This is a genomic window from Nocardioides sp. T2.26MG-1, from assembly GCF_950101795.1.
Classification (GTDB): Bacteria; Actinomycetota; Actinomycetes; order Propionibacteriales; family Nocardioidaceae; genus Nocardioides.
In genome coordinates this window covers 931,985-958,381 of the sequence record NZ_CATNLZ010000001.1, presented here as the reverse complement: position 1 = coordinate 958,381, position 26,397 = coordinate 931,985, and the positions used below count along the sequence as shown (strand labels likewise).

Here is a 26,397-nt window from a genome sequence, read left to right as displayed (position 1 = left end):
ACGAGAGTGCAGATCACCATCAACGGCAGCGCCACCGACGTCCCCGATCGCATCACGGTGGCCGCCCTGGTCCGCAACCGGGTCGACGGGGACCGGCGGGTCGCGGTCGCCGTCAACGCCTGCGTGGTGCCGCGCAGCCAGTGGGACACGACCCGGCTCGGCCCCGGCGACCGGATCGAGCTGCTCGCGGCGACGGCAGGAGGGTGACGCGATGACCGACGACCCGTTCCTGCTCGCGGGGACGACGTACACCTCCCGGCTGCTGCTCGGGACGGGCGGCGTACCGAGCCTGGAGGTGCTCGAGCGCGCGGTCCTGGCCTCGGGGACGCAGCTGGTCACGCTCGCCCTGCGCCGGGTCGACGCGTCCACCGGCACCGGCCTGCTGGAGGTCCTCGACCGCTGCGGGGTGCAGCTGCTGCCCAACACCGCCGGGTGCATGACGGCACGGGAGGCGGTGCGGACCGCGCACCTCGCCCGCGAGGTCTTCGGCACCGCGTGGGTCAAGCTCGAGGTCATCGCCGACGAGCAGACCCTGCTGCCCGAGCCGATCGAGCTGCTCGACGCCGCCGAGCAGCTGGTCGCCGACGGGTTCACCGTGCTGCCCTACACCAGCGACGACCCGATCCTGGCCCGCCGGCTCGCCGACGCCGGATGCGCGGCGGTGATGCCGCTGGGGTCGCCGATCGGCAGCGGGCTCGGGATCCGCAACCCGCACAACATCGCGCTGATCCGGGAGCTGGTGTCGGTGCCGGTGATCCTCGACGCCGGCATCGGCACCGCCTCGGACGCCGCGGCGGCGATGGAGCTCGGGTGCGACGCGGTGCTGCTCGCCTCGGCCGTGACCCGTGCCCGGGACCCGGAACGCATGGCGCTGGCGATGCGGCACGGCGTCGAGGCAGGGCGGCTGGCGGCCCGCGCCGGCCGGATCCCGCGCCGCTGGCACGCCCTCGCGTCCACCGCGATGGAGGGGCGGCCCGACCTGTGAGCTTGCCGTCGTTGCTGGTCCTCACCGACCGCACCCAGTGCTCCGGATCGCTGGTCGAGGTCGTCGCGGCGGCGGTCGACGCCGGCGCCCGGGCCGTCGTGCTCCGGGAGAAGGACCTGGCCAAGACCCCCCGAGCGGAGCTGGCCGAGCAGCTCCGCCTCGTCCTGGCGCCCGCCGGAGGGCTGTTGATCCTCGCCGGCGCCTGCGGTGACGCCGTCCACCTCGCCGCGTGCGATGCGTTCCCGTCGCCGCGGCCGGCGCTGGTCGGCCGCTCCTGCCACGACGCGGCCGAGCTGGCGGCCGCCGGCGCGGAGGGCAGCGACTACGTGACGCTGTCGCCGGTGTTCGCGACGGCGTCGAAGCCCGGCTACGGGCCCGTGCTCGGCGTCGAGGGGCTCGCCGCGCTCACCCCGGTCGCCACGACACCGGTGTATGCGCTGGGCGGCGTCCAGCCGCCGGACGTCGCGGACTGCCTCGCGGCGGGGGCCTCCGGGGTCGCGGTGATGGGGCCGGTCATGCGGACCCCCCAGCTCGTGGCCACCTACCTCGCCGCGCTCTCGCGGGCGGCCGCATGACGCCGGCCGTCGCACTGACGATCGCCGGCTCCGACTCGGGTGGGGGCGCGGGCCTCCAGGCCGACCTGAAGACGTTCGCGGCGCTCGGCGTCTACGGCACCTGTGCGGTGACCGCCCTGACCGCCCAGAACACCCGCGGCGTCGCCGGCATCCACCCGGTGCCGGCGGAGTTCGTCGTCGCGCAGGTCGAGGCGGTCCTCGACGACTTCGCCGTCGCCGCGGTGAAGACCGGCATGCTCGGCACCCCCCTCATCGTCTCCGCGGTCGCCGAGCTCGCCGCGGCGGGCCGACTGCCGCACCTGGTCGTCGACCCCGTGATGGTCGCCTCCAGCGGCGACCACCTGCTCGATCCCGCGGCCGAGTCGCGCTACGTCGAGGAGCTGCTGCCGCACGCGGCCCTGGTGACGCCCAACCTGCGCGAGGCGGAGGTGCTGCTCGGCGTACCGATCCGTTGTCTCGCCGAGCAGCGCGAGGCGGCTCGGGCCCTGGGAGCTCTCGGCCCGGCCGCCGTCGTCGTCAAGGGCGGCCACCCCGTCGCCGACAGCACGGACCAGGCCGTCGACGTCGTCTGGGACGGTACGTCGGTCTACGACCTCTCGGCGCCTCGCGTGCCGACGGCCAACAACCACGGCACCGGCTGCACCTTCGCGGCGGCGGTGGCCGCGATGCTCGCCGCAGGAGCGACGCCGGCCGAGGCGCTCCGGACGGCCAAGGACTACGTCTTCCGGGCGCTCAGCAGCGGAGCGTCCTGGCAGCTCGGTCACGGCCACGGCCCCCTGGACCACTTCGCCGACAGTCACCGCTGAGACGTCAGCGCGATCGATGTCGCCCGGTCACTTCCGCCAGAAGAGGTGGTGGACGACACCGCTGTCGCTGGGCACGACGTCGCGGTGGTAGCGGTCGAGGAGCTCCTCGGGAGAGCTCCACAGCCGGGATCCGGCGCCGAGCTCCACCGGGGCGACGGCCACGTGCAACGTGTCGACGAGATCGGCGTCGAGGAACTGCCGGATGGTGTCCGCGCCACCCCCGAGGCGGACGTCCTTGCCGTCGGCGGCTGCCAGCGCGAGCTCCAGCACATCCTGGGCGTCGCCGTTGACGAAGTGGAACGTGGTGTCGGAGAGCGTGAACGACGGACGCTCGTGGTGGGTCATGACGAAGACCGGGGTGTGGAACGGCGGCTCGTCACCCCACCAGCCCTGCCAGTCGAGGTCGCGCCACGGACCACGGTGCGGGTCGAACTTGTTGCGGCCCATGATCTCTGCGCCGATGTTGCGGTGGAAGTCGCGCACCAGGTAGTCGTCGAGGCCGCGGGTGCCGCCGGGGTCCGTGCGCGTCGGCCAGCTCGCCGTCGCGCCGGTCCACGAGAACAGCGCGGCGGGGTCGGCATGGCCGAACGGGCGCTCCAGGCTCTGACCCTCCCCGGCGGCGTACCCGTCGCTCGACACGTTGAAGTTGTGGACCCTCACCATCTGGGGCACTGCTGTTCCTTCCGACGCATTCGTGTGGTGACTGGACCTCCTGAGACGACGGAACTCATCGCCGCAACGCCACGGGCCCGTCCTTCATGAGGTGGCCACCGCCGTCGTGGTCAGAGGTCGGCGCCGAACACCAGTGCGGGTCCGCCGTTCTTGTGCACCTCGCGTTCGAGCCGGAGGCCGATCTTCGCGGCGACTCCCTGAGAGGCGATGTTGTGGGGCCGGATGATCGCGATCAGGTGCGAGATCCCGGACTCGGCGGCTGCGTCACGGACGGCTGCTGCGGACTCCGAGGCGTACCCCATCCGGCGCGCATCCGGCCGGACGTGCCACCCGGCCTCGACGAGCCAGTCGCCGTCGACCTCCTGCATCGTCAGTCCGCAGTCGCCGATGAAGTCGCCGTCGTGGGTCTCGACCACCCAGAGCCCGAAGCCGTGCTCGGCGTAGTTGCCCAGGTTCCACTCGATCCAGTCCGCCGGGCCACGGGATCCGCCGGTGTCCAGCCTGGCGATGTCGGCCTGGTCGGCCCGGGTCATCTCACGGAAGCGGAGTCGGCGGGTGGGCGCTGGCAGCACCTCGACAACCTAACCCGCGACCGCGGTGCTGCCCTCGCCTCTCGGCGGCTGAGCCGGTGTCTCTCGTCGGCTCAGGCGAACTCCGCGGCGTGCGCGCGTGCCCACTGCTCGAACGTGCGCGGCCGCCGGCCGGTCACCTCCTCAACCGTGGGCAGCACCTCGGACTCGTCGAGCGTCCCGTCGACGTAGAAGCTGAAGAACGCCTCGACGTACTCGCGCGGCATCGATGCCTCCATCTCCACCCGAGCCGCTCCGTTGCTGAGCCCCACGCACCGCAGGTCTCTGCCCAGCACCTGGCCGAGCACGGCCACCTGAGCCTCGGGCAGCATCGACTCCGGCCCAGAGACCCGGTAGACGGCTCCTGCATGCCCATCACCCAGAAGTGCCTCCGTGACGACGGCGGCGACGTCGAAGGGATCGATGACCGCTGCGGGCACCGTGGGGAACGAGACCCGCACCTCGTCGCCGGCCGCCAGCTGTGGACGCCATCGCAGCGCGTTCGACATGAACGCCCCGGAGCGGACGAATGTCCAGCGGAGTCCCGACTCCTCGACCGCACGCTCGGACTCGATCATGTAGCGGGCCACGGCATTGGTCGTGTCCCCGCTCGCCGCCGATCCTCCCGACAGCAGCACGACGCGTTCGACCCCGGCCTCCCCGGCGAGCCGGAGGGTCCGCGGGAGGCCGGCGAACCCTGGCAGGAGGAACACGGCGCGGACGCCGGCCAGCGCCTCGGACATCGAGTCCGGATCGGCGAGGTCGCCGACGACCACCTGGGCGCCAGGGATCCCTCCCGGCCGGCGCACCAGGCCGCGCACGGGCTCACCTGCGGCTGCGAGCGCCTTGACCACCTCTGATCCGACGTTCCCGGTGGCACCGGTCACCAAGTACATCTCCTGAGTCCTCTCTCGTGGTTCCTCCCTGGCGCGACCCCGTCGGTCGCTATGCGGTCAGCAGCCCGACACCGGTCGTCAGCAGGCCGACGGCGAGCACGACACCGCCGACGGGCAGCAGCACGACGAAGCCATTGGGTCGCGTGCGACCCGCCCCGGCGGCGGCGAGGAAGAATCCCGCGGGCATCAGGAGGGCGGCGCTCGGGATCCCGGCGCGCGCAAGCCAGACCCAAGGACCGCCCAGATCGATCAGCTCGACGTAGAGGAGGTTGACCAGGCTGAGGATCAGCAACACGCCGGCGTGGGCGTGCCCGGCGCGCGCGAACCGCTCCTGGAACGGCGTTGCCGGCACCCTCCTGCTGAGGATCGAGAACACGTAGAGCCCGCCGAGCTCGACGGTGACCAGGGACAGCAGCAAGACTCCGGCGAGCACGCGCGAGTGGTCCGACATCGGGGCCTCCGTCCTGGGCAGCGGGCATCGGTGGTCGAGGCTCGCGCTGCAGAAGACGCTGCAACCGTCCCGTTTGTGACATCTCGGCGGGCTCGGCCGGCCTTCGGGCGGCCACACCCGGCTGCGACGACCCGTCCAGGGATGTCACAAACTCGCGGAATCGGTCGTCTCGTGTGTGGCGGGAAGTTCTCACGCGAGGAGTCACACATGCCATCGGCGGCAGATGCCACAGCCCGGGTCGCCTCGACCAATGGGACCGAACCTGCCACGCCAAGCGCCCACAGCCGCGCCGGGACCGTCGGCACCTGGGCCGACGAGCGCCTCGGGCTGGCCAAGTTCAACCGGCGCATCTTCTCGTTGCGGAAGGTCTTTCCCGACCACTGGTCGTTCCTCTTCGGCGAGCTCGCGCTGTGGAGCTTCACGGTCCTGCTGGTCACCGGCATCTTCCTGACGTTCTGGTTCGACCCGAGCATGGCCGAGACCCGCTACCAAGGCTCCTACGAGCCGTTGCGTGGGATCGAGATGTCACGTGCGTTCGCCTCGACGCTGGAGATCTCCTTCGACGTCCGGGGTGGGCTGCTGATCCGGCAGATCCACCACTGGTCCGCGCACATCTTCATCGCGGCGATGCTGATCCACCTGGTGCGCCACGCCCTGACCGGCAGCTTCCGCAAGCCGCGCGAGGTCAACTGGGTGGTCGGGTGCACGATGTTGCTCCTCGGCACGCTCGAGGGATTCTTCGGCTACTCGCTGCCCGACGACCTGCTCTCGGGCACGGGGCTGCGCGCGCTCGACGGGTTCCTGAAGGCGACCCCGGTCGTCGGCACGTACCTGTCGTTCCTCACCTTCGGCGGCGAGTTCCCAGGTGACGCGATCATCTCCCGGCTCTACATCTTCCACGTGCTGCTGATCCCGGGGCTGTTGCTCGCGCTCGTGGCGGTTCACCTCATCCTGGTCGTCTACCACAAGCACACGCAGTGGCCAGGTCCCGGCAGGACGAACGGCAATGTGGTCGGCTACCCGTTCTTCCCGGTCTACATGGCCAAGGCCGGCGGCTTCTTCCTCATCGTGTTCGGCGTCCTCACCGTTCTCGGTGCCCTCGTCTCCATCAACCCGGTGTGGAAGTACGGGCCGTACGACCCCAGCAAGATCACCGCAGGCGTCCAGCCCGACTGGTACATGGGGTGGCCGGACGGCCTGCTGCGGATCATGCCCGGACTCGAGACGCACCTGTTCGGCGAGTACACGATCTCGTGGAACATCCTGCTCCCGATCCTCGTCGCGCCTCCCGCCCTGCTTCTGGTGGTGACGATGCTGCCGTTCGTCGAGGCGTGGGTCACGGGCGACAAGCAGGAGCACCACCTGTTGCAGAGGCCTCGGGACGCCGCCACGAGGACGGCGTTCGTGGTGTCACTGATGACCTTCTACGGGATCGCCTGGGCCGCCGGCGGCAACGACATCATCGCGATCAAGCTGCACCTGTCGATCAACGAGATCACCTACGCCCTCCGGGTCCTGATCGTCGTAGGGCCGCCCATCGCCTTCGCCATCACCAAACGCTGGTGCATCGCGCTGCAGCGTGCCGACCGGGACCGCCTCGTCCACGGCGTCGAGACCGGCGTCATCGTCCGCTCACCGAGCGGTGGCTACAGCGAGGCGCATCGCCCCTTGCCGAGGGACCGGGCCTACATCCTCACTGCACATGGGCGGCCGAAGCCGATCGACCCGCCGCCGAAGACGGACCTGCACGGCATTCCCCGACGCGGCCACCCGACGGATCGGCTGCGACACAGGCTGTCCGAGCTGATGTTCGCCGACAACGTCGACGAGCCCGCCGCCGAGGAGGTCCTGGCCGCTCGGCGCCACCCGGAGGGCGACGACCGGGAACCCGCCGAGCACACCGTCGGGTCCCGGGAGGCCGGCGAGCGGCACGCGCACCCGCATCTGGAGGACGAGTGCTGACCCGGCGGGGGCGCGGCGCCGGCGCGTTGCGCGTGCCCAGGGGTACGACCGGTGCGCCGCCGCTCACCCTGGTCGACGGCAGGCGGCCGCGAGTCGCGCACAGCGAGGAGATCACCGCCCACCAGCTCGGCTACCTGACGCGTGGGCGGGGGGCGCGGAGACGGCGGGGACCCGCCAGGGTCCCGCTCCTTCGGATGGTCGTCGAGCCCGGCCGATCGATCGACTTCGCCCACCCGGAGCTGGGGTTCCCCGGCCATCACCACCTGCCGCCGGCCGAGCGCGTCCTCAGGTTGTGGCGCGACGACCTGGTGACCGTGGAGCACGCCGACCACTGGAGGTTCGTCGTCCGCTCCCCCGTCCCGTTCGACCGGCGATGGATCTCCCTGCTCGAGCGGAGCCTGCGAGACCGCCGCCGCCCCGCGCTGGCGGCCGTCTTCGCTTCCTTCGCGGGCCAGGCCCCGCCGGGGCCCTTCCACCTCGCCGAGGTCGACGCCACCACGTACACGACGTTGGTCCGCGTCGAGGATCGCCGCGCGCCATCGTGACGGTTCGCGGCCGTCGGCCGCGCCTGGCATGCGCCAGGGTCAGTGGCTCAACCCCAGGTCCGCGAGTCCGGCCACCACGATGTCGGAGACCAGGTGGGCGAGGTGGCCGCTCGGATCCAGGTCCGGGTCGAAGATGCAGACAGACGCGCCGACGGCGTCCCGGGCGAGCGCAGCCAGCAGCTCGGTGAGCGCGCCGGCATCGAGGCCGCCCGGGTCAGGGCTGTCGACAGCCGGCATCAGCTTCGGATCCAGCACGTCCAGGTCGATGTGCAGCCAGTAGCCCGCCGAACTCTGCGCGAAGTGAGCGGCGATCCGGTCACCGACGGTGGCGGCTCCCTCCGCGACGACCGTCCGGCTGGAGATGACGTGGGCAAGCAGGTCCCGGAGCTGCTCCGCGTGCTCGTCGTCGTCGCGATGACCGACGTGGACGGTGCGCCGAACGTCGAAGTAGGGGCCGCGCTCCTCGATGTTCGAGAGCTCGTCGAGGTGGCGGCCGGTGACCACGGCCAGGTCTTCGCCGGCGACGGCTCCGTAGGCGTCGCTGTTGTGCGGGCCGCGGAAGTCGGTGTGTCCGTCGATGTGCACGAGCCCGTACTCGCCCGCACCCGCGCGAGCGAGGGCGAGCCCGACGCCCAGCAGGACGCTGCAGTCGCCGCCGAGCACGAGGCACGGCACGCCTTCCCGGAGCGCCGCGCCGACACGGTCAGCGGTGCGCTTGGTGTGATCGACGATCGCCTCCTGGTTGCGGACTCGTCCCGGCGGCACGGCCGCGTCGACGTACCGACCCGGGAGGACCACCCCCTTGTCGACGGCGCCCAGCGAGGAGAGGCGGGTGTACAAGCCCGCTTCTCGGAGCGCCTCGGGCGCCTTCGCCGTGCCGGGCACTGCCCCGGGCTCGGGAGGCCGCAGGCCGAGGTTGGTCGGTGCCGATATCAGGTGCATTGGTCCTCCCGGCCCGCTCCGGTCGACCGTTCGGCCGAGCGGCTCGTGCTCACTGGCACCCGTCGCCTGCGGCGCGGGTCAGCGACTGACGACGGTCTCCCGCTCGACGCGCGAGAGCTTCTCGGGATTGCGCACGATGTAGATGCCGCCGATCATCCCGTCGTCGATCCTGATGGAGAGCACGTGGTCGATCCGTCCGTCGAGCCGGATGATCAGTGCCGGCCCACCGTTGATCTGGGCGGGCTGCGCAGCCAGCTCGCCGCCGACCCTGGGCAGGCCGACCTCGAGCATGCGAGCGACTCGGTCAGCACCCACCATGGGTCGCAGCGCCGCCTTGGCGAGTCCACCACCATCGCCCAGGGCGACGACGTCCGGGGCGAGGATGTTCATCAGTCCTTGCAGGTCGCCGGTCTCGATCGCCAGCTGGAACGCCTCGAGCGCTCGTCGGATCTCTGCCGGAGACGCGTCCCCGCGCGGTCGCCTCGCCGCGACATGCGCTCGTGCCCGGTGCGCGGTCTGGCGGACTGCGGCGGCGTTCTTGCCGACGGCCGCCGCGATGTCGTCGTAGTTCAGGTCGAACACCTCGCGGAGCACGAACACCGCCCGCTCGGTCGGCGTGAGGGTCTCCAGCACCATCAGCATCGCCATCGAGACGCTGTCGGCGAGTTCGACGTCGTGCGCCACGTCGGGGGCCGTCAGCAGGGGCTCCGGCAGCCAGGGGCCGACGTACGACTCCTTGCGTCGGCGGAGGGTGCGCAGACGGGTCAAGGCCTCGCGGGTGGTGATCCGGATCAGGTAGGCGCGCTGGTCACGCACGGCGTCGAGATCGACGCGTACCCATCGCAACCAGGTCTCCTGCAGCACGTCCTCGGCGTCGGCGGCCGAGCCGAGCATCTCGTAGGCGACGGTGAACAGCAGGTTGCGGTGGGTCACGAAGGCCTGCGTGGCTGAGCCGATCCGGGCCTCCGGGCGGCGGTCCTCGCCGTCCATGGCTCGCCCACCGGGCTCGAGCGGCTCGTTCACGGGACCTCCTGGTTGCTCATGGTCGACCGTTCCAGGCATATGACGTCGACCACGGCCGCCGTGTGACATCGGCGCGCCGTCGTGATGCCCACAGCGGCCGACTGTCACACCGGATGGCTCATCGGCTTCTTCTGTCCGTCGTCTGCCACTGCATTCGACTCCACGAGCAACTGAGAGGAAGCCATGAGTACCGACCGTGCACAGGTGGCGCCGACGGATGGAGCCGTCGAGGACGCACCGGATGCCCGCCGATTGCGCTGGATCCTGATCACCGTCTCGATGGCGTTGATGGCCGTCATCGCCTCCGTCTCAGGCTTGAACGTCGCCCAGACCGAGATCGCCGTCGACCTGGAGACCTCCCAGTCCACGGTGCTGTGGATCATCAACATCTACACGCTCTCGCTGTCGGCCCTGTTGCTGCCGCTCGGCGCGATCGGTGACCGATTGGGACGCAGGCCGATGCTGATCGCGGGGCTGGGCATCTTCGGCGCCGCCAGCGTCGTGGCGAGCCTGGCCCCGAGCGCCGAGGTGATGCTGACCGCGCGCGTGGCCGGCGGTGTCGGCGCTGCCATCATCATGCCCGTCACCCTGGCCGTGATCACGTCGACCTTCCCGGAGGATCAGCGGGGGAAGGCCATCGGGGTCTGGACCGGCGTCGCTGGTGGCGGAGGAATCCTCGGGATGTTCCTGGCCGCCCTGCTCGTCGACATCGCCGATTGGCGCTGGCTGTTCACGCTGCCCATCGTCCTGGTCGTCGTGGCCCTGGCCATGACCATGGTGACGGTACCGAACTCCCGCGAGCGGCCCGCCCACACCTTCGACTCCGTCGGAGCGCTGGTGTCCGTCGTCGCCGTGAGCGGCCTGGTCTTCGTCCTGCAGGAGGGGCCCGAGCGCGGCTGGACCGAGCCGGAGACGCTGGCCGTCCTCGCGGTCGGGCTGATCGCAACGGCCGGCTTCGTCCTGTGGGAGCTGCGTCGCCGCGACGCCTCCCTGCTGGACATCCGACTGTTCCGCGAGCGCGGCCTGTCCGGCGGCTCGATCACGCTGCTCGTCGTCTTCGGTGTCCAGTCGGGGACGTTCGTGGTCCTGTTCCCGTTCTTCCAGGCGGTGCTCGACTGGTCGGCGCTCCTGTCGGCGGCGGCGCTGATGCCGATGGCTGCCGCGATGATGGCGGCGTCCGGCCTGGCGCCTCGCCTCACCTCCCGGATCACCCCAGGCCGGACGATGACCGCCGGAATCGCCCTGACCGGCGCCGGGCTCGCCCTCATGGCGACGACCGTCTCGGTCGAGCACGGCTACCTGTCGATCCTGCCCGGCATCGTCGTCATGGGCGTCGGAATGGGCCTGGCCATGGTGCCCTCCACCGAAGCCATCACCCGCTCCCTTCCGCGAGAGAAGCAAGGCGTCGCCTCGGCCCTCAACGACGTGACCCGAGAGTTCGGCACCGCGCTCGGCATCGCCATGCTGGGCGCCATCCTCACGGCGGGCTACCGCCAGGCCATCGACGAGAGGTTCACGGGCGTCCCCGACGAGACGGCCGACACGGCCCGGGAGGGCATCGCCACCGCGGTGCAGGCCTCGGGCGGTGCCGGCCCCCAGGCTCAGTATCTTCTCGACGCGGCGAGGGAGTCCTACATCGAGGGTTGGCAGCAATCCATGTGGGTCGGCGTCGCCGTCATGGGCGTGCTCGCCGTCTACACAGCACTGCGCGGGCCGAGGCACACCGCCCCGCGGGCGGACGGCCACGATGTGGACGGTCGCAAGTGACGTACCCGACGCCACCAGATCGTCGGCACGTCGTGACCCACGATGGTCAGATCACGATCTCCGGCCCCGCGGTATCGGCACGCAGTCGTTCGCCGAGCAGCGCGGCCGCCGCGACCAGGCGCTGGTAGCGCACCATCGGAGTCCAGACGAGGTCGGCGGGCCCGGGTCTGCGCGGGTCGGGTCCGGTGATGAACAGCACGCCGGCGACCTCCTCGGTCGACGCGTCCGCCAGGGCGTCGGCGACGGCCGGGAGCAGGTCGCCGGCCCAGTCGCGGCGAAGCCAGAGGTGGTCGACGACGCCCGACTCGGGGAGCTCCGGCGCGACCCCTGGCGGAAGGACGCCACCGCGCGGCAGCAGCCCCACCCACGCGGGCGCACCGGTGGCGGCCACCGTCCGCAGGTCGTTCAGGAGGTCGGCCTGGTCGACGACGCCCTCCGGCGGTCGGACGACGACCGGCGACAGCGTGCCGTACTCCTGCTCGGCGTCGGCCTCGTGGTCGGGCAGCTCGGCGGCGACAGCGGCGGCCAGCCGGGTCGGATCGTCGTCGGTCCAGCACCAGAGCACGGGGGGTTCACGTCGTCGACGTCGCCCGCTGGCGGCTCGAGGTCGGCGGCTTCACCGGTCCAGGCCTCGTAGGTCGCTGCGGCGAGCCCGAGGGGTGCCACGTCGAGCAGGTCGACGCCCAACGGCACCCCCGGCGGCGAGCGCGCTCGGAGTCGAGGAAGTCCTGCAGCAGGGCGTCGATGTCCGAGTCGGTGACGGACAGGGGGGCCCTCGGCGGTCGTGGTCGCGGCGCCGCGGATCGCCGGCTCCGCCGTCTCGACGAGCGCCGACCAGCGGCCCCACCAGAAGGCATACGCGCGGTGGACGTCAGCGTCAGGGGCGAAGGTCCCCAGCGGGAGCGCCGCCTTGTCCGTCAGCGCGTCGATGTCGTCGACCAGCCGGTTCGCCGTGCCCGCAAGCTCCTGTGCGGCGTCACGCATCGACGTGACGTCGACGTCGATGTAGGGCGTGTTGTAGCCGCCGTTGTCCAGACCCATGCTCGCGTTTCTTCGCCTCGTGCACGAAGCGAGACGTCATTCGTCGAGGCAGCGACATAGACCTTCGGTTCGTCGCCGTGCGCAATGTCTACAGCACCGGTGGCTCTCGGCCGTGACAGCGGGTCGTCACTGTGTGCGGCATCGAGGTCTGCGCAGCAGGCTGCGGCGCGGCTCAGGGCAATCGATCACGATGCAGGTACGAGACGGTCCCCCCGCCACCCGCTCTCGGGCCAGTGCCGCGACGGATGCGCGCATGCCGGGAGCACACAGGGCCCCACAGGAGCTGTCGCCGGCGGTGAACACCACACGGCGTAGTACGGCCCTCATCGACGTCGTCAGCTCGACTACCTATGGCCGGTTGACCTCGCCAGCCATGTCGAGCTTGCCGTCGAAAGGTCGACGTTCGCCGCACCTGCCGCGGCGAACCTTGTCGAAACGCCCCTGACCTCGTCAACGTGCGGGGCTCGCCTCGATCAGCCCTCGCGCCCGGCTCGGAGCCAGTCGATCTCCCCTCGGCGTGCGGCGCTCAGCCGCTGGTTCGTCTCCGAGAACGGCCGACTGTCCATGAAGCCGAGCCCCACGGAGAGCGGCGACGGATGCGAGGACGTGATCACTGCGTGTCGGCTCGTGTCGATCAGGTGCTGCTTCTTCTTGGCGTCATTGCCCCACAGGATGAAGACGACGTGATCGGACTTGTCGTTGATGGCCCGGATGACCGCGTCGGTGAACGTCGTCCACCCCTGTTTCTCCCACCGCCACCGGCGGTGAGTCTCGCGATCCTCCTTGGTGCCGGCACGCACCGTCAGCGCGCTGTTCAGGAGGAGGACCCCCTGTTCGGCCCACGCCTCCAGGCTTCCGTGGTCGGGCGCGGTCACCGTCCTGCCGAAGGTCTCGGAGAGGTCTGACTCCAGGACCTTGTGGATGTTCTTCAGCGACGCCGGCTTCTGCTCGACTTCGGCGGGCACCGAGAAGGCGAGCCCGTGGGCTTCACCCTCGTTGGGGTACGGATCCTGTCCGAGGATCACGACTCTGACGTCGTCGTACGACGTCAGTTCGAACGCCCGGAAGGTCTGCGATGGTGGCGGGTAGACCGGGTGCTCGTTTCGCTCGCCAGCTACGAACTCGAGCAGCTTGCGCCAGTACGGCTTCACCAGCTCTGTGCGGAGGACCTTGTCCCAGCTGCCGCCGAGGAGGTCCTCTCCTCGGTCGTAGCGTGCGAGTTCGGGCTCCTCAGGCGCGCTCCCACTGTTCGGTGAGGCGCCCTTGAGTAGGTACTCGTCGATGACGTGGGATCCGACGTCCTCCCCTTCGGGGGGCAGGAGGCCTCGGTTACGCAGGTCGGCGTACGCAGCGCGGTTGTCCTCGAAGAACCTCCGCTCGAGCTCGGCGTCTTCGGCGGGGTCCGGCGACACTCGGCGCATCGATGCGGGGGTTGGGATCGGTTCCGTACTGCCGTCGGTGAAGTAGCGCTCGGCGTGCATGCCGGGGTGCCGGTGCTCCGAGAGGAAGTCGAGGTAGGGCCGGCGACGCTCGTCCTCGCCCCATGCCCAGCCGATGTGCATGCCGTTGTGGAAGCTGTGGCCGTGCTCCTGACCGGCGACTGCGGCTGCATCGACCGTCCGGTAGTCCTCGGGCACCTGCCGAAGAGCCGCCTCGGCGCAGCGCAGTCGTTCCTCGCTCATGGCGAGAGGCTACGCGGGCAGCCGACCGACCGCATGGGCTAGGAGCGTCCCGTGGAGTGATGGGGTTTGAGGTCCAAGGCGGGCGTCTGTAGGTCGCTGGAGCCGGAAATGCGGTGGCCGGCGTGGTACCGGCGCTCTACGGTGGACGCGATGGGAACTCTGTTGAGCGCGAACGGGACGCTGCGCGCCCCTCGCCACCGCTGACGCCGCCACTTTGACGGCACCGGTCGGCGTACGCCGCTGCGGGTCCTGAGCGCGCCCGCCCTCTCCGGGTCGGCGCGAGCGACCACGTTCGCCCTCATCGTTCGGCCGCGTGCGCGGCCGGGATCGGAGATTCCGATGACCCCTGCCTCTTCACCGACCCAGATCACGCTCGCCGGCGCCTCCGTGCGCTACGCCGAGCGCCTCGTGCTCGACCGCATCGACCTCACCATCCGCCCCGGCGAACGGATCGGGGTGGTGGGCGACAACGGATCCGGGAAGTCGACGCTCCTCGCCGTCCTCGCCGGACAGCTCACGCCCACCGCCGGCCAGCGGTCGGGCACCGTGCCCGGCGGTCTGGTTCACGTGGGTCAGACCCTGGACCTCCCACCCGACTCGACCGTCCAGGAGGCTGTCGACCACCTGCTCGCCGACCTGCGGTCGCTCGAAGCGAGTCTGCGCGCCACCGAAGCGGATCTCGGCGGTGCGTCCGAGGCCGATCTCGCGGCACTTCTGTGCCGGTACGCCGCGCTGACGGAGGCCTACGAGGCGCGCGACGGGCACACGACCGACGTGCGGATCGAGGCCGGCCTCACCGTGCTCGGGCTCGGCGGGCTCGACCGGGGTCGCCCGATCGGCACCCTGTCCGGCGGCCAGCAGGCACGGCTCGGCCTCGCCGTCGCCCTCGCGTCACCTGCCGAGTTGCTCCTGCTCGACGAGCCGACCAATGACCTCGACACGAGCGCCTCGGCGTGGCTGCAGGACCGGGTCGCCCGCCACCGCGGCACCGTCGTGGTTGCCACCCACGACCGGTCCTTCCTGGACCGGTTCAGCTCGACGGTGATCGAGGTCGATCGTGGGCGGGTGCGGCGGTACGGCGTGGGCTACCGCGGCTACCTCGCCGCCAAGACTGTGGAGCGCGAGCGCTGGCGGCTCGAGCACGAGCGCTGGCAGAGCGACCTCGAGCGTCACCGAGCACTCGTGGTGACCAGCGCCGCCCGGGTGGAGGCGATCCCGCGCAAGCACGAGCTCGACGGGTTCGGACACGGCGCGTTCCGGGCCCGGAGCCGTGATCACGGGTCGATGCGACGGATCCGCCGCTCCAAGGAGCAGATCCGTCGACTGCTCGCCAATCCCGTCCCGGCAACGCCGGAGCCACTCTCTCTCAGTGCCGGGTTCGCCGCCCTCCCCGATGCCCCGCCCCAGGACGTGGCGGTGATCGTGGAGGGCCTTGTCGTCGACGGCCGCCTCGCGCTCTCCGGCCTGACCCTGCGCCGTGGCGAGAGGGTGCTGGTCAGTGGGCCGAACGGCGCGGGCAAGAGCACCCTGCTCCAGGTGCTGGCCGGCCACCTGGCGCCGACGGCCGGGACGGTGCGGACCCCCGGACAGGTCGGCTACCTGGCCCAGGAGCTGACACGTTGGCCCGCGGGGACCACCGTGCTCGCGGCGTACGCCCACGGGCGGGGGTGCACCCGGAGGATCTCGCCGAGGAGCTCATCGCCAGCGGGTTGCTCCACGCCGACGAGCTCCGCCGCCCGGTGAGCAGCCTCTCGGTCGGACAGCGCCGCCGGGTCGATCTGGCCCGCCTCGTGGCCCGTCCCTGCGACCTCCTGCTTCTCGATGAGCCCACCAACCACCTCTCACCCGTGCTGGTCGAAGAGCTCGAGAAGGCCCTCGACGACTACCCCGGCACGCTCGTCGTGGTGACCCACGACCCGTGCCTCCACGAGCGCCTGCGTCCACGCGAGCTGCGACTCCCGGAGGCCGGGTAGCTGGCACGGAGTCGCCGAGCACGCCGGGCCACCGTCCCCGATCACCGGCCGCGCCCGGTGATCGGGTGAGGGTGCGTCGATCTCATCCGCGTCTCGCCAACACACCCATAACCTGCGTGTTCGTCCATCGTCGAGGCCACCGCGGCCAGTCCGGCGAGCCCGGGACCTATGCCTGCGCTTGTGCCATCCTCATCTGCCGCGACCCGAGCGCCCGCTCACGCCGACCGTCACTCACGTCCGTCCTCGCGGATTGACATCACCAGACAAGTTGACCTTGCCCGTCGGAGAAGTCGATGTTCGCTGCATCTCGACACTGCAGGCGTCAATGCGCCATGTCGACGAAGCGGGAGTAGTGGCCCTGGAAGGCGACGGTGATGTCGCGGGTGGGGCCGTTGCGGTGCTTGGCGACGATCAGGTCGGCCTCGCCGGGGCGGGTCGACTCCTTCTCGTAGACGTCGTCGCGGTGCAGGAGGATCACCATGTCGGCGTCCTGTTCGAGGCTGCCAGACTCGCGTAAGTCACTCATCATAGGTCTCTTATCGCCGCGCTGCTCGGGGCCACGGTTGAGCTGGGAGAGCGCGATGATCGGGACGCTGAGCTCCTTGGCGAGCAGCTTGATCTGGCGGGAGAACTCCGAGACCTCCAGCTGGCGGGACTCGACCTTCTTGCCCGAGGTCATCAGCTGCATGTAGTCGATGACGATCAGGCGCAGGTCGTGGCGCTGCTTGAGCCGGCGGGCCTTGGCCCGGATCTCCATCATCGTCATGTTCGGCGAGTCGTCGATGAACATCGGCGCCGAGGAGACCTCGCCCATCTTGCGGGCGAGCTTGGCCCAGTCGTCGTCGTTCATGTTGCCGTTGCGGATGTGGTTGAGCGGCACCTTCGCCTCGGCCGAGAGCAGGCGCATGGTGATCTCGGAGCGCGTCATCTCCAGGCTGAAGAACACGCTGGTGAGGTTGTTGTGGATCGAGGCCGCACGGCACAGGTCGAGCGCCAGGGTCGAGTTGTGCGTTGGGATCATCGACTTGCCGGCGAGATAGAGGTGCTCGGCGTTGTCGACCTGGACGCAGCGAACGGGGACGCTCTCGATCCGGCGAACGTCCGTTACGTAACGCCGTCCGATCCTCGCCGTGGTCGCCGGTCGCTCCAGCTTGTGCAGCAGGTGCTTACGCTCGAGTCGGAAGACATCGTCGACGGTGGAGAAGTTGAGGATGTAGCAGGTCGAGGTCTCCGGTGTCCGCCCTTGAACCTGCCGCGTCGTGCGCCCGCACTTGTAGCCGAGACTCACGACCAGCTCGTGCACGTCGTCGGCCAAGCGCTTGCTGGTGACGGCGAACTGGCATGATCCGACGCCCTTGACGACCGTGCCGTCGGTGTCCATCAGGCCAGCGAGCAGGTCGCGACGCTGCGATTCTGATGCGCGCAGGTACTCGACCGGGATGTGCTTGTTGTTCAGGACTCCCATCGTGCGGAGCACGGCCTGGAGGCTCCCACGTGCGTCGCCGTCGGGCAGCTTGAGGCTGTAGAGCATCGCGCCGTGGTGATCGACACGCAGGCCCGACCCCTCGAGATACATCGGGATCTCTGGGGTCTCGCACGTGATCCGAGCCGACGCACTGTGCCCGTCGCCCAGCCAGGCACCCAGGGCGTACGGCGGAACCGGCAGGTCCGCGTCATCCCCCACCAGCGCGGCTGCCGTCAGCACGGCGTGGTTGGCACGCTGGTCTGCTCCGACCCGGAGTGTCTCCGCGATCTGCTCCGTGGTTACCACCGCGGCGAAGACGTGTTGGTTGCAGGCCCGGTTGTAGTTGCGGTCAGCGGCCCACTTCGACTTGCGCGCCGCCCGCGTCTCGGTGAGCCACTGGTGCTCCCCATCGGCGACGATGCGGGAGCCGTCGGAGAACATCACCTCGTAGCAGGGTCGCCCGTCCATGACGTCGGTCACGGCGACCACCGTGGTCGGCCGACCCCGGGCGTCGTACAGCTGATCGCCGACCTGGACCTCGCCCATCGTGGTCCACCCGGCGGGTGTCGGGAGCGGAGTGTCGAGAGCAAGCGCCTTCCCCATGGCGGGACGCGCCGCGACGATGATCATCTGGCCGGAGTGCAGACCATTGGTGAGGTCGTCGAGGTCGGCGAAGCCGGTGGGCACGCCGTACAGACCCGCCTCGCGGTTGCCGATCGCCTCGATCTCGTCGAGGACGCCGTCCATGATGTCGCTCAGCGGGGCGTAGTCCTCCGCCGAGCGGCGGTCGGTGATCTTGTAGACCTCCGCCTGAGCGGTGTCGACGATGTCGTCGACCTGGCCCTCGCCGGCGTAGCCGATCTGGACGATCTTGGTGCCGGCGTCGACGAGGCGGCGCAGGATCGCCTTCTCCCGCACGATCTCGGCGTAGTAGCCGGCGTTGGCGGCGATCGGCACGTTGGCCGAGAGCGTGTGGAGGTACGGCGCGCCCCCGATGCGCTGGAGCTCGCCGCGGCGCTGGAGCTCGGCCGCGACCGTCACCATGTCGACGGGCTCGCCCCGGCCGTAGAGGTCGATGATCGCGTCGTGGATCGTCTCGTGGGAGGGCCGGTAGAAGTCGACGCCGCGCAGCGTCTCGGTGACGTCGGCGATCGCGTCCTTGGAGATCAGCATCGCGCCCAGGACGGACTGCTCGGCCGCCATGTCCTGCGGCGGCGTGCGGTCGCCCGGCGACGTGGGCCGCTCGCCCGGGGCGTACGCCGCGGGGCCGTCGCCCCAGTCGTCGATCGGCAGCTCCGGCAGCCCTCGCGGGCCCTGCTCGGTGACGCTCAACGTGTCCCTCCTGATCGCACCCGATCGACCCCTACTGACGACCCTGATGTCGACACTGACGCTACGAGCGACCACCGACATCGGCGCGGCGGCCGGCCTCCGAAGCCCGCTGGTGGGCGGTGTGGTCCCCCGATGACCCTCGGGACCGTACGCGCCCGGGGCCCCTCCGCGACAGTGGCCTATCCACACCCCCCGGGCCGCCCTGGGGATAACCTGGGGCCGGCCCGTGGACGACACGCGGTGAGGTGTGCACAGCTTGGGGAGCGGCCTGTGGACAGCACCCGGCCGAAACCGCCTCACACGCCGCTGACCTGCGCAAACAGTTACCCACAGGTGTGCATGGGAAAATACTTCGACGCGAATGTCGTTCACGGGATGGTCACCCGCCGGCCACCCGAGCGCTTTGTCGACATAGCGCTGGAGGCAGGTTTTCCAGAGGTCATCCACAGGTGTTGATAACTAGTCCGGTTGGGAGTCAACGCGCCGAATGGTCCTTACAGTGACTAGGCCGCCAGGATCGTCGTGGTGACCGACGCCCGGGACCGCGAGATCCTCCGGCTCGCCGTCCCCGCCTTCCTCGCCCTGGTCGCCGAGCCGCTGTTCCTGCTCGCGGACGCCGCGATCGTCGGCCACCTCGGCACCGCCCCGCTGGCCGGTCTGGGGATCGCGGCGGTGGTGCTCCAGACGGTGGTCGGGCTGTGCATCTTCCTCGCCTACGGCACCACCGCGGGGGTCGCCCGGCACCTCGGCGCCGGCGACCTGCGGGGGGCGCTCACCCAGGGGGTCGACGGCCTGTGGCTCGCCGTCGGCATCGGCCTGGTCGTCACCGTGCTCGGGGTGCTGCTCACCGGCCCGCTCGTCCATGTCTTCGGCGCCTCGGCGGAGGTCACCGACCCGGCGGCGACGTACCTGCGGATCGCGTTCCTCGGCACCACGCCGCTGCTGCTCATGCTCGCCGCCACGGGCGTGCTCCGCGGCCTCCAGGACACCCGCTCCCCGCTGGTCGTCGCCGTCGGCGGCAACGCGCTCAACGTGGCGCTCAACCTGCTGCTCGTCTACCCCGCCGGCCTCGGCCTCGCGGGCTCCGCCCTCGGCTCGGTGCTCGCCCAGGTCGCGAGCGCCGCCGCGCTCCTCGTCGTGGTCGCGCGGGCGGCCCGGGCGCAGGGCGCCTCGCTGCGACCCGACCTGCCCGGCATCCGGTCCGCGGGCCGCGCCGGCGTGCCGCTGGTGATCCGCACGCTCACCCTGCGGGCCGGGTTCCTGCTCACGACGTACGCCGTGACCCTGGGCGCGACCGGGCCGCGCGAGCAGGAGGTCGACCTGGCGACCCACCAGCTCGCGCTGACCCTGTGGGGGTTCCTGGCCTTCGCCCTCGACGCGATCGCGATCGCCGCGCAGGCGCTCACCGGCCGGGCGCTCGGCGCCGGCGACGTCGTCGCGGTCCGCGAGACCACGACCCGGATGATCCGCTGGGGCGCCCTCAGCGGGGTGGTCACCGGGCTCCTGCTCGCGGCCGGCAGCCCGTTCCTCGGCGCGCTGTTCACCGGCGACCGCGACGTCCGCGACCTGCTGGTGCCGGTGCTGCTGATCGCCGCCGTGGGGCAGCCCGTCGCGGGCGTGGTCTTCGTGCTCGACGGCGTGCTCATCGGGGCCGGCGACGGCCGCTACCTCGCTCGGGCCGGACTGGTCACCCTGCTCGCGTACGCGCCCGTCGCCCTGCTGTGCGCGGTCGTGTCGGCCGGGCTGGCCGTCCTCTGGGTCGCCTTCACGGCCGTGTTCATGGGCGCGCGGCTGGTCGTGCTCCTGCACCGCGCGCGGGGCGACACGTGGCTGGTCACCGGGCTGGTGACCGGCCGTAGGGTGGCGCCGTGAAGCCGCTCCAGTCGATCGCGATGGGGCTGCTGATCATCGCGGCCCTCGCCAGGGTGGGCCAGTACGACGTCCTCGCCGACCCGGTCGGGTGGGTCCTGGTGCTCCACGGCCTCGGCGGGCTGCCAGCGGCGCTCGAGCGCCGGTCGGCGCTGCGCACCCTCGGGGTCGTCGCCCTCGTCATGAGCGTCGCGCTGTGGTTCCCCGAGGTCCGCGACGCGCTGGAGGACACCGACGAGTCGCTGCTCTGGGCGGCCAACCTCCCGCAGCTCGCGTTCGTCGGCCTCCTCTGCCTCGCGCTCTCCCGGGCCGCGGCCGCCGAGCCGCCCCGCGCCCGCTGGCTGCACACGGCGGCGGTGCTCACCGGCGTGGCCGCCGTACTGCCCCCGGTGGTGCTGGGCGCCGGGGCCGACTCGCTGCTCGTGGTGATGGTCGTCGGCGCCTCTCTTGTGCTGCTGCTGGTGATCGTGCTGTTCTTCCGCTACTCCTCGCGCCCCTGGGCCCAGCCGGAGGTGGACCAGACCGCTGCGACGTGACCGGGGTCTCCTCGTAGCCCCGGGGCACGGTGGACGTTGGGGGGCTGGGAGCACGAGCACCGGACCGGAGGGAACCATGCGCCACATCTCGACCCGACGCGCCGTCGTCGCGTTGGCCGCCGTCCTCACGACGGCGGGCCTGCCGCTGGTCGTCGGAGCGGCACCGGCGGTCGCCGCCGACCCCTGCACGAGCGAGGTGCAGCCAACCCTGCCCGGCCTGCCGATCCCCATCGTCACCGGGGCCGCCTGCGACGACACCGTCCCGCCGGTCACCACGCTCGGCGCGGCGACCCCCGCCGTGACGAACGGGTGGGTCCGAGCGACCTCGGTCGCAATCGCGTTCACCGGCAAGCACACCGACGCCGACACCGACCCGATCTCCTTCGAGTGCCAGCTGTTCACCACCGCGACCGCTCCGGACCGCTGGCAGAGCTGCACGTCGCCGGTGACGTACGACAAGCTCGACCAGGGCACGCCGTACACGTTCCAGGTCCGTGCGGTCGACACCCCGGACGCGGCCCACGACATCACGGCCGACCCGTTCTTCGCCGCGCCCACCGACCTGCCCGACGTGGACCAGACCCCGGCCGAGCTCGCCTTCCGCGCCGACGTGGAACCGCCGGACACCTACGGCTTCGTGCGCACGAACTACTACGACGAGGACCGGCAGGACGCCCCGATGGTCACCTCGACGAGCGTGCAGATCCGCCTGCAGGGTGCGGACGCCGTACGCGGCGGCACCCCCACCTACCGCTGCCGGCTCAACGACCAGCCGGTGGCCTGCACCGACGGCATCACCACCCTGCGCCCCGCCACCGCCGGGCTGCAGCACTTCACCGCGGCCGCGGTCGACCCCGCCGGCAACGTCGACCCCACGCCGTTCGTCCAGGACTTCTTCATGCCCCGCAACCTCACCGTCGCCGACGCCACCCGTGCCTCGCGCGGCGACTGGCGCCGGGTGCGCAGCGCCGGGACGTTCGCGAGCGACTACCTCGAGGCCCGGGCGTACGGCGCCACCGTGAGCTTCCCGGTCCGCAACATCAAGGCGATCCGCCTGCTCGCGCCGGCCGGACCCGGACTCGGGAAGGTGCAGGTGCGGGTCGGCCGCGGCGCCTGGCAGACGGTGCGCCTCGCCGCGAAGGAGGCGCAGCGGATGAAGATCTACCAGGTCCGCGAGGAGCTCTCCAGCCTGGTGGCCGGACCGCTGCAGATCCGGGTCGCGTCGAAGAACAAGCCGGTCCGGATCGACGCCGTGATGGCGCGCTGACCGCGCCTCGACGCCGCGCCTGCCCGGACACGACAGGGCCCGCACCCCCGGGGGAGGTGCGGGCCCTGTCGGTATGACATTGCCGCTGCGCTGTGACCAGCGCTGTTGAGTCGGTCCGTGAGGACCGGTCAGGCCGGGATGACGTTGAGGGCCACCACGGCGGACACCTCGTCGTGCAGCTTGACCGACACCTCGTGGGAGCCGAGCGACTTGATCGGGTTGGTGACCACGATCGTGCGCTTGTCGACCTGCTCGCCCGAGGCGTCGGCGAGGGCGCCGGCGATCTCGGAGACCGTGACGGCGCCGAACAGGCGACCGCCCGCACCGGAGCGCACCTTGACGGCGACCGGCTGGGCCTCGAGCTTGGTCTTGATCTGCTCCGCGTGGTCGTGGTCGCGCACCGCGCGCGAGGCGCGGGCGGACTTGATCGAGTCGACGGTCTTCTCCGCGCCGCGGCTCCACCGCATGGCGAGGCCACGCGGGACGAGGTAGTTGCGGCCGTAGCCGTCCTTCACCTCGACGATGTCGCCGGGGGCACCGAGACCGGTGACTTCCTGGGTCAGGATGAGCTTCATGTCCTCGGCTCCTCTCAGCGACCGGTGGAGGTGTAGGGCAGCAGGGCGACCTCGCGGGCGTTCTTGACCGCGATCGCCACGTCCCGCTGGTGCTGGACGCAGTTGCCGGTCACCCGACGCGCGCGGATCTTGCCACGGTCGGAGATGAACTTGCGGAGCAGCGCGGTGTCCTTGTAGTCGACACCGGTCGCCTTCTCCTTGCAGAACTGGCAAACCTTCTTCTTGGGCTTGCGAATCACTGCCTTGGCCATTGTGGTGCTTCCTTTCTAGAAGCCCGGCCCCATGACTGGGTTGAGTGCCGGAATGGTTGAGGGTGTTCGGATGGTGATGTTGCTTCAGAACCTGCTGGGTCGTGGTCCCATCGCTTCGCGATGAGCCCACGGGCGCTCAGAACGGCGGCTCGTCGGAGCCGACGCCCGGGGCACCCCAGGGGTCGTTGCCGGCCGGTGCGGACTGGCCGCCGCCGGCCGGAGCGCCGCCACCCTGCGGAGCAGGGGTGGCCCACGGGTCGTTGCCGCCACCCGACTGCGGACGGGACTGCCCGCCGCCGCCGGAGTAGCCGCCACCGCCCCCACCGCCGGAGCGGGAGGCGCGGGTGACCTTGGCGGTCGCGAAGGCGAGCGCGGGGCCGACCTCGTCGACCTCGAGCTCCACGACCGTGCGCTTCTCGCCCTCGCGGGTCTCGTACGAGCGCTGCTTGAGGCGGCCCTGCACGATCACGCGCATGCCGCGCTGCAGGGACTCGGCGACGTTCTCCGCGGCCTGTCGCCACACCGAGCAGGACAGGAACAGCGCGTCGCCGTCCTTCCACTCGTTGGTCTGGCGGTCGAAGGTGCGCGGCGTCGACGCGATCCGGAAGTTGGCCACGGCCGCCCCCGAGGGGGTGAAGCGCAGCTCCGGGTCGTCGACGAGGTTGCCGACCACCGTGATGACGGTCTCGCCTGCCATGCGGGTCTCCCTATGCGTTGGAACTGAAAAGTGTCAGTCCGGGGTCGTCCGACCACGTGAGCCCATCGTCGCGGCTGGCGCCGACAGGCGGAAGTGGCCGTCCACAGGACCGGTCGGTGGACCGGTCCGTGCCCAGGTCAGTGAGCGTCGGGACGCATGACCTTCGTGCGGAGGACGGACTCGTTGAGGGTGAGCTGGCGGTCGAACTCCTTGACCGTGGCCGGCTCGGCGTTGAGCGAGATGACGGCGTAGATGCCCTCGGCGTTCTTCTTGACCTCGTAGGCCAGGCGACGCCGGCCCCACACGTCGACGGACTCGACGGTGCCGCCATCCTTGCGAATGACGTTGAGGTACTTGTCGAGCGACGGCTCGACGGTTCGCTCTTCGAGGCTGGGGTCGAGGATGACCATTACTTCGTAGGCACGCACAGCGGTCTCCACCTCCTCTGGACTAGGCGGCCACGGACTCTCCGTGGCAGGAGGGCTTGCGTTGGTACTGCATCGTCCCGGCGCCCGGTCCCGTCGGTGGGCGTGCGCAGAGAACGCCCCAGGCTAGCAGCGGGGCCCGCCACCGCCCCAAATGGCGGTGGTCGTCCTCTCGCCGGCCAGGGACTGGTCGGGTGGTTCTTCCGCTTCTCGGCCGTTGCAACCCCCGACAAGCGGGAGTTTCCCCGGTACACCGGGGATCCTCCGCGGAGCCCGGCTGGGGACGACGGGGTCTGAGAACCGGCGGCCGCGGGTAGAAGGCGGACGATGCCACGTACGACGCCACCTCGTCCCGATCGCCCCGACGGCCCGCTCGCCGGCCGCTACGTCCTGCTCGACCAGGTCGGCGCCGGCGCCATGGGCTCGGTGTGGCGGGCCCGCGACCTGCGCACCGGGCAGGTGGTGGCGGCCAAGGTGCTGCGCGCGCACGACAGCACCACGCTGCTGCGGTTCGTGCGGGAGCAGTCGGTGCGGATCGCCCACCCGCACGTGGTCGCGCCGACCGGGTGGGCCGCCGAGGACCACCGGGTGGTGTTCGCGATGGACCTGGTGCGCGGCGGGTCCGTGGAGCGGCTGCTGGCCGAGCACGGCCCGCTGCCCACGGCGTACGTCGCGCTCCTGCTCGACCAGACGCTCCAGGCGCTGGCGGCGGTGCACGCGGCCGGGGTGGTGCACCGCGACGTGAAGCCCGCGAACCTGCTGCTCGAGCCGAGCGGGTCGGGCCGGCCGTTCCTGCGGCTCGGGGACTTCGGGGTCGCGGTGCCGGTGGAGGACGTGCGGCTCACCCGGGTACCGGGCGGCGTCGGCACCGACGGCTACATGGCGCCCGAGCAGGCCGCGGGCGCCGCGCCGGACCCGCGCCAGGACGTGTACGCCGCCGGGATGGTCGCCACCGAGCTGCTCACCGGCCGGCTGGGCGCGCCGCCGCCCGACGGCCCGCTCGGCCCGCTGCTGGCGGCGATGACCAGCGCCGACCCGGACCTGCGGCCGCCGTCGGCCGCGGCCGCGCTGGAGCGGCTGCGCCTGCTCGACCTGCCGCACGGCGGACCCGGGGAGAGGCCCTGGCCGTTCGTGCCCGACCGGCTGCCCGACCTGCCGGCCACCCGCCCGAGCCGGTGGGTGGACCTGGCCATCGCGTGCTTCCTCGGCGCGATCGTCCTCTGCGCGGTGGCGGTCTACCTGTTGCTGTCCTGACGGGCCCGCCACAGCGAGATCAGGCCGACGGCGAGCAGCACCGCGGAGATCGCGAGCAGCACCAGCGGGGCCGTGGTCACGACGCCACCCGTACGTCGACGCCGGCGGCCCGCAGCTCGGCGACGCCGCGCTCCGGGGCCGCCGCGTCGGTGAGCACCGCGGTGACCGCCGCGAGAGGCACCACCTCGAACGCCGAGGCCGCGCCGATCTTCTCCCCGCTGCCCAGCACGTAGGTCTCGGCGGACCGCTCGGTCCAGGCGCGCTTGATCGCGGCCTCCTCGGCGTCGCCGGTGGTGAGGCCCGCGACCGGGTGGATGCCGGTCACGCCCAGGAAGAACAGGTCCGCGCTGACCCGGCCGATCGCCTCGTGCGCGATCGCGCCGTACGCGACCACCGAGTGCTTGAAGAGCCGGCCGCCGACGATGATCACCTCGACGCTCGGGTGGGTCGCGAGCTCGATCGCGACGGTCGGGCTGTGGGTGACGACGGTCGCGCGCAGGTCGGCGGGCAGGCGGCGGGCGAGCTCGCGGGCCGTCGTACCGCCGTCGATCGCCACGGTCTGGCCGGGCCGCACCAGCGCGGCCGCGGCGCCGGCGACCTCGGCCTTGGCGCCGGTGCCGATCCTGCTGCGGGCGGTGAAGTCGGCGACCGCGGGCGAGGCGGGCAGCGCGCCCCCGTGCACGCGGTGCAGCAGTCCGTCGGCGGCGAGCTCGCGCAGGTCGCGGCGGATCGTGTCCTCGGACAGCTCGAGCTCGGCCGCGAGGTCCTTGGCGACCACGCGGCCCTCGGAGCGGAGGGTCGCGAGGATCAGGTCCTTGCGTTGGGCGGCGAGCACGC

General features: G+C 71.3%; 25 protein-coding genes and 1 pseudogene. 12 read left to right on the top strand and 14 right to left on the bottom strand.

The annotated features are described in order from the left end of the window. The first annotated feature begins 6 nt into the window (after positions 1 to 6). From thiS to thiD, 4 genes are read left to right on the top strand one after another with little or no spacing between them, the layout of a single operon-like run. The gene (gene thiS, locus QQZ14_RS04720) at positions 7 to 207 is read left to right on the top strand and encodes a sulfur carrier protein ThiS (RefSeq protein WP_284533020.1); all 201 of its coding nucleotides are present in this window, start codon (positions 7 to 9) and stop codon (positions 205 to 207) included. A gap of 4 nt (positions 208 to 211) precedes the next feature. Beyond that, on the top strand, positions 212 to 985 hold the full coding sequence (locus tag QQZ14_RS04715) for a thiazole synthase (protein ID WP_284533019.1): 774 nt from the start codon (positions 212 to 214) through the stop codon (positions 983 to 985). After that, positions 982 to 1,560, top strand: coding sequence for a thiamine phosphate synthase (locus QQZ14_RS04710; RefSeq protein ID WP_284533018.1), 579 nt, complete (start codon positions 982 to 984; stop codon positions 1,558 to 1,560). The genes QQZ14_RS04715 and QQZ14_RS04710 overlap by 4 nt, the downstream gene beginning before the upstream one ends. Then, on the top strand, positions 1,557 to 2,366 hold the full coding sequence (thiD, locus tag QQZ14_RS04705) for a bifunctional hydroxymethylpyrimidine kinase/phosphomethylpyrimidine kinase (protein ID WP_284533017.1): 810 nt from the start codon (positions 1,557 to 1,559) through the stop codon (positions 2,364 to 2,366). The genes QQZ14_RS04710 and thiD overlap by 4 nt, the downstream gene beginning before the upstream one ends. 27 nt (positions 2,367 to 2,393) lie before the next feature. On the opposite strand, the gene QQZ14_RS04700 is transcribed toward thiD, so the two are convergent. The 4 genes from QQZ14_RS04700 to QQZ14_RS04685 all read right to left on the bottom strand — a co-directional run bounded on the left by QQZ14_RS04700 (position 2,394) and on the right by QQZ14_RS04685 (position 4,954). Further along, positions 2,394 to 3,029 (bottom strand): dihydrofolate reductase family protein, encoded by a 636-nt coding sequence (locus tag QQZ14_RS04700; RefSeq protein WP_284533096.1) that lies wholly within the window; start codon positions 3,027 to 3,029, stop codon positions 2,394 to 2,396. Between the two features lie 119 nt (positions 3,030 to 3,148). Further along, complete coding sequence (locus tag QQZ14_RS04695) at positions 3,149 to 3,610, bottom strand: GNAT family N-acetyltransferase (protein WP_284533016.1); 462 nt, start codon at positions 3,608 to 3,610, stop codon at positions 3,149 to 3,151. Positions 3,611 to 3,681: 71 nt separating this feature from the next. Next, entirely contained in the window at positions 3,682 to 4,503 is an 822-nt protein-coding gene (locus tag QQZ14_RS04690; RefSeq protein ID WP_284533015.1) for an NAD(P)H-binding protein, read from the bottom strand. A 49-nt stretch (positions 4,504 to 4,552) separates the two neighbouring features. Further along, positions 4,553 to 4,954 (bottom strand): hypothetical protein, encoded by a 402-nt coding sequence (locus tag QQZ14_RS04685; RefSeq protein ID WP_284533014.1) that lies wholly within the window; start codon positions 4,952 to 4,954, stop codon positions 4,553 to 4,555. Positions 4,955 to 5,161: 207 nt separating this feature from the next. On the opposite strand from QQZ14_RS04685, the gene qcrB reads away from it, so the two are divergent. After that, on the top strand, positions 5,162 to 6,916 hold the full coding sequence (gene qcrB, locus QQZ14_RS04680) for a cytochrome bc1 complex cytochrome b subunit (RefSeq protein WP_284533013.1): 1,755 nt from the start codon (positions 5,162 to 5,164) through the stop codon (positions 6,914 to 6,916). A gap of 194 nt (positions 6,917 to 7,110) precedes the next feature. After that, complete coding sequence (locus tag QQZ14_RS04675; protein WP_284533012.1) at positions 7,111 to 7,461, top strand: hypothetical protein; 351 nt, start codon at positions 7,111 to 7,113, stop codon at positions 7,459 to 7,461. Positions 7,462 to 7,500: 39 nt separating this feature from the next. Here the strand turns inward: QQZ14_RS04675 and QQZ14_RS04670 are convergent, their stop codons facing one another. Beyond that, complete coding sequence (locus QQZ14_RS04670; protein ID WP_284533011.1) at positions 7,501 to 8,403, bottom strand: arginase family protein; 903 nt, start codon at positions 8,401 to 8,403, stop codon at positions 7,501 to 7,503. Positions 8,404 to 8,481: 78 nt separating this feature from the next. Then, complete coding sequence (locus tag QQZ14_RS04665) at positions 8,482 to 9,393, bottom strand: RNA polymerase sigma-70 factor (protein ID WP_284533095.1); 912 nt, start codon at positions 9,391 to 9,393, stop codon at positions 8,482 to 8,484. A 216-nt stretch (positions 9,394 to 9,609) separates the two neighbouring features. Between QQZ14_RS04665 and QQZ14_RS04660 the strand changes: the two genes are divergently transcribed. Continuing rightward, positions 9,610 to 11,193: an MFS transporter gene (locus tag QQZ14_RS04660; protein WP_284533010.1), complete on the top strand. Its 1,584-nt coding sequence runs from the start codon at positions 9,610 to 9,612 to the stop codon at positions 11,191 to 11,193. Between the two features lie 46 nt (positions 11,194 to 11,239). Here the strand turns inward: QQZ14_RS04660 and QQZ14_RS04655 are convergent, their stop codons facing one another. Further along, the gene (locus QQZ14_RS04655; RefSeq protein WP_284533009.1) at positions 11,240 to 11,758 is read right to left on the bottom strand and encodes a hypothetical protein; all 519 of its coding nucleotides are present in this window, start codon (positions 11,756 to 11,758) and stop codon (positions 11,240 to 11,242) included. 949 nt (positions 11,759 to 12,707) lie between these two features. Then, positions 12,708 to 13,916: a uracil-DNA glycosylase gene (locus tag QQZ14_RS04650; RefSeq protein ID WP_284533008.1), complete on the bottom strand. Its 1,209-nt coding sequence runs from the start codon at positions 13,914 to 13,916 to the stop codon at positions 12,708 to 12,710. 339 nt (positions 13,917 to 14,255) lie between these two features. On the opposite strand from QQZ14_RS04650, the pseudogene abc-f reads away from it, so the two are divergent. Then, positions 14,256 to 15,889: pseudogene (gene abc-f, locus QQZ14_RS04645) on the top strand (ribosomal protection-like ABC-F family protein). A gap of 322 nt (positions 15,890 to 16,211) precedes the next feature. Here the strand turns inward: abc-f and dnaB are convergent. Then, a complete protein-coding gene (gene dnaB / locus QQZ14_RS04635; protein ID WP_284533094.1) occupies positions 16,212 to 18,557 on the bottom strand; it encodes a replicative DNA helicase in 2,346 nt (781 codons plus the stop codon). Positions 18,558 to 19,202: 645 nt separating this feature from the next. Between dnaB and QQZ14_RS04630 the strand changes: the two genes are divergently transcribed. The 3 genes from QQZ14_RS04630 (at position 19,203) to QQZ14_RS04620 (ending at position 22,358) form a co-directional block, all read left to right on the top strand. Beyond that, positions 19,203 to 20,558, top strand: coding sequence for an MATE family efflux transporter (locus tag QQZ14_RS04630; RefSeq protein WP_284533093.1), 1,356 nt, complete (start codon positions 19,203 to 19,205; stop codon positions 20,556 to 20,558). Continuing rightward, positions 20,555 to 21,091: a hypothetical protein gene (locus QQZ14_RS04625; protein WP_284533005.1), complete on the top strand. Its 537-nt coding sequence runs from the start codon at positions 20,555 to 20,557 to the stop codon at positions 21,089 to 21,091. Before QQZ14_RS04630 ends, QQZ14_RS04625 begins: the two co-directional genes overlap by 4 nt. Positions 21,092 to 21,167: 76 nt before the next feature. After that, positions 21,168 to 22,358, top strand: a complete 1,191-nt coding sequence (locus QQZ14_RS04620; protein ID WP_284533004.1) for a hypothetical protein — start codon at positions 21,168 to 21,170, stop codon at positions 22,356 to 22,358. Between the two features lie 128 nt (positions 22,359 to 22,486). On the opposite strand, the gene rplI is transcribed toward QQZ14_RS04620, so the two are convergent. From rplI to rpsF, 4 genes are all read right to left on the bottom strand, one after another. After that, positions 22,487 to 22,933 carry a 50S ribosomal protein L9 gene (gene rplI / locus QQZ14_RS04615; protein WP_284533003.1) on the bottom strand — a complete coding sequence of 149 codons (447 nt, stop codon included), beginning with the start codon at positions 22,931 to 22,933 and terminating at the stop codon, positions 22,487 to 22,489. Between the two features lie 14 nt (positions 22,934 to 22,947). Then, on the bottom strand, positions 22,948 to 23,184 hold the full coding sequence (rpsR, locus tag QQZ14_RS04610) for a 30S ribosomal protein S18 (RefSeq protein ID WP_011758085.1): 237 nt from the start codon (positions 23,182 to 23,184) through the stop codon (positions 22,948 to 22,950). 136 nt (positions 23,185 to 23,320) lie between these two features. After that, positions 23,321 to 23,881: a single-stranded DNA-binding protein gene (locus QQZ14_RS04605; RefSeq protein ID WP_284533002.1), complete on the bottom strand. Its 561-nt coding sequence runs from the start codon at positions 23,879 to 23,881 to the stop codon at positions 23,321 to 23,323. Positions 23,882 to 24,018: 137 nt separating this feature from the next. Further along, positions 24,019 to 24,309: a 30S ribosomal protein S6 gene (gene rpsF / locus QQZ14_RS04600; RefSeq protein WP_284533092.1), complete on the bottom strand. Its 291-nt coding sequence runs from the start codon at positions 24,307 to 24,309 to the stop codon at positions 24,019 to 24,021. A 324-nt stretch (positions 24,310 to 24,633) separates the two neighbouring features. Between rpsF and QQZ14_RS04595 the strand changes: the two genes are divergently transcribed. Next, on the top strand, positions 24,634 to 25,560 hold the full coding sequence (locus QQZ14_RS04595; RefSeq protein ID WP_284533001.1) for a serine/threonine-protein kinase: 927 nt from the start codon (positions 24,634 to 24,636) through the stop codon (positions 25,558 to 25,560). A 76-nt stretch (positions 25,561 to 25,636) separates the two neighbouring features. On the opposite strand, the gene QQZ14_RS04590 is transcribed toward QQZ14_RS04595, so the two are convergent. Continuing rightward, positions 25,637 to 26,395: a DeoR/GlpR family DNA-binding transcription regulator gene (locus QQZ14_RS04590; RefSeq protein WP_284533000.1), complete on the bottom strand. Its 759-nt coding sequence runs from the start codon at positions 26,393 to 26,395 to the stop codon at positions 25,637 to 25,639. Positions 26,396 to 26,397 lie beyond the last annotated feature (2 nt).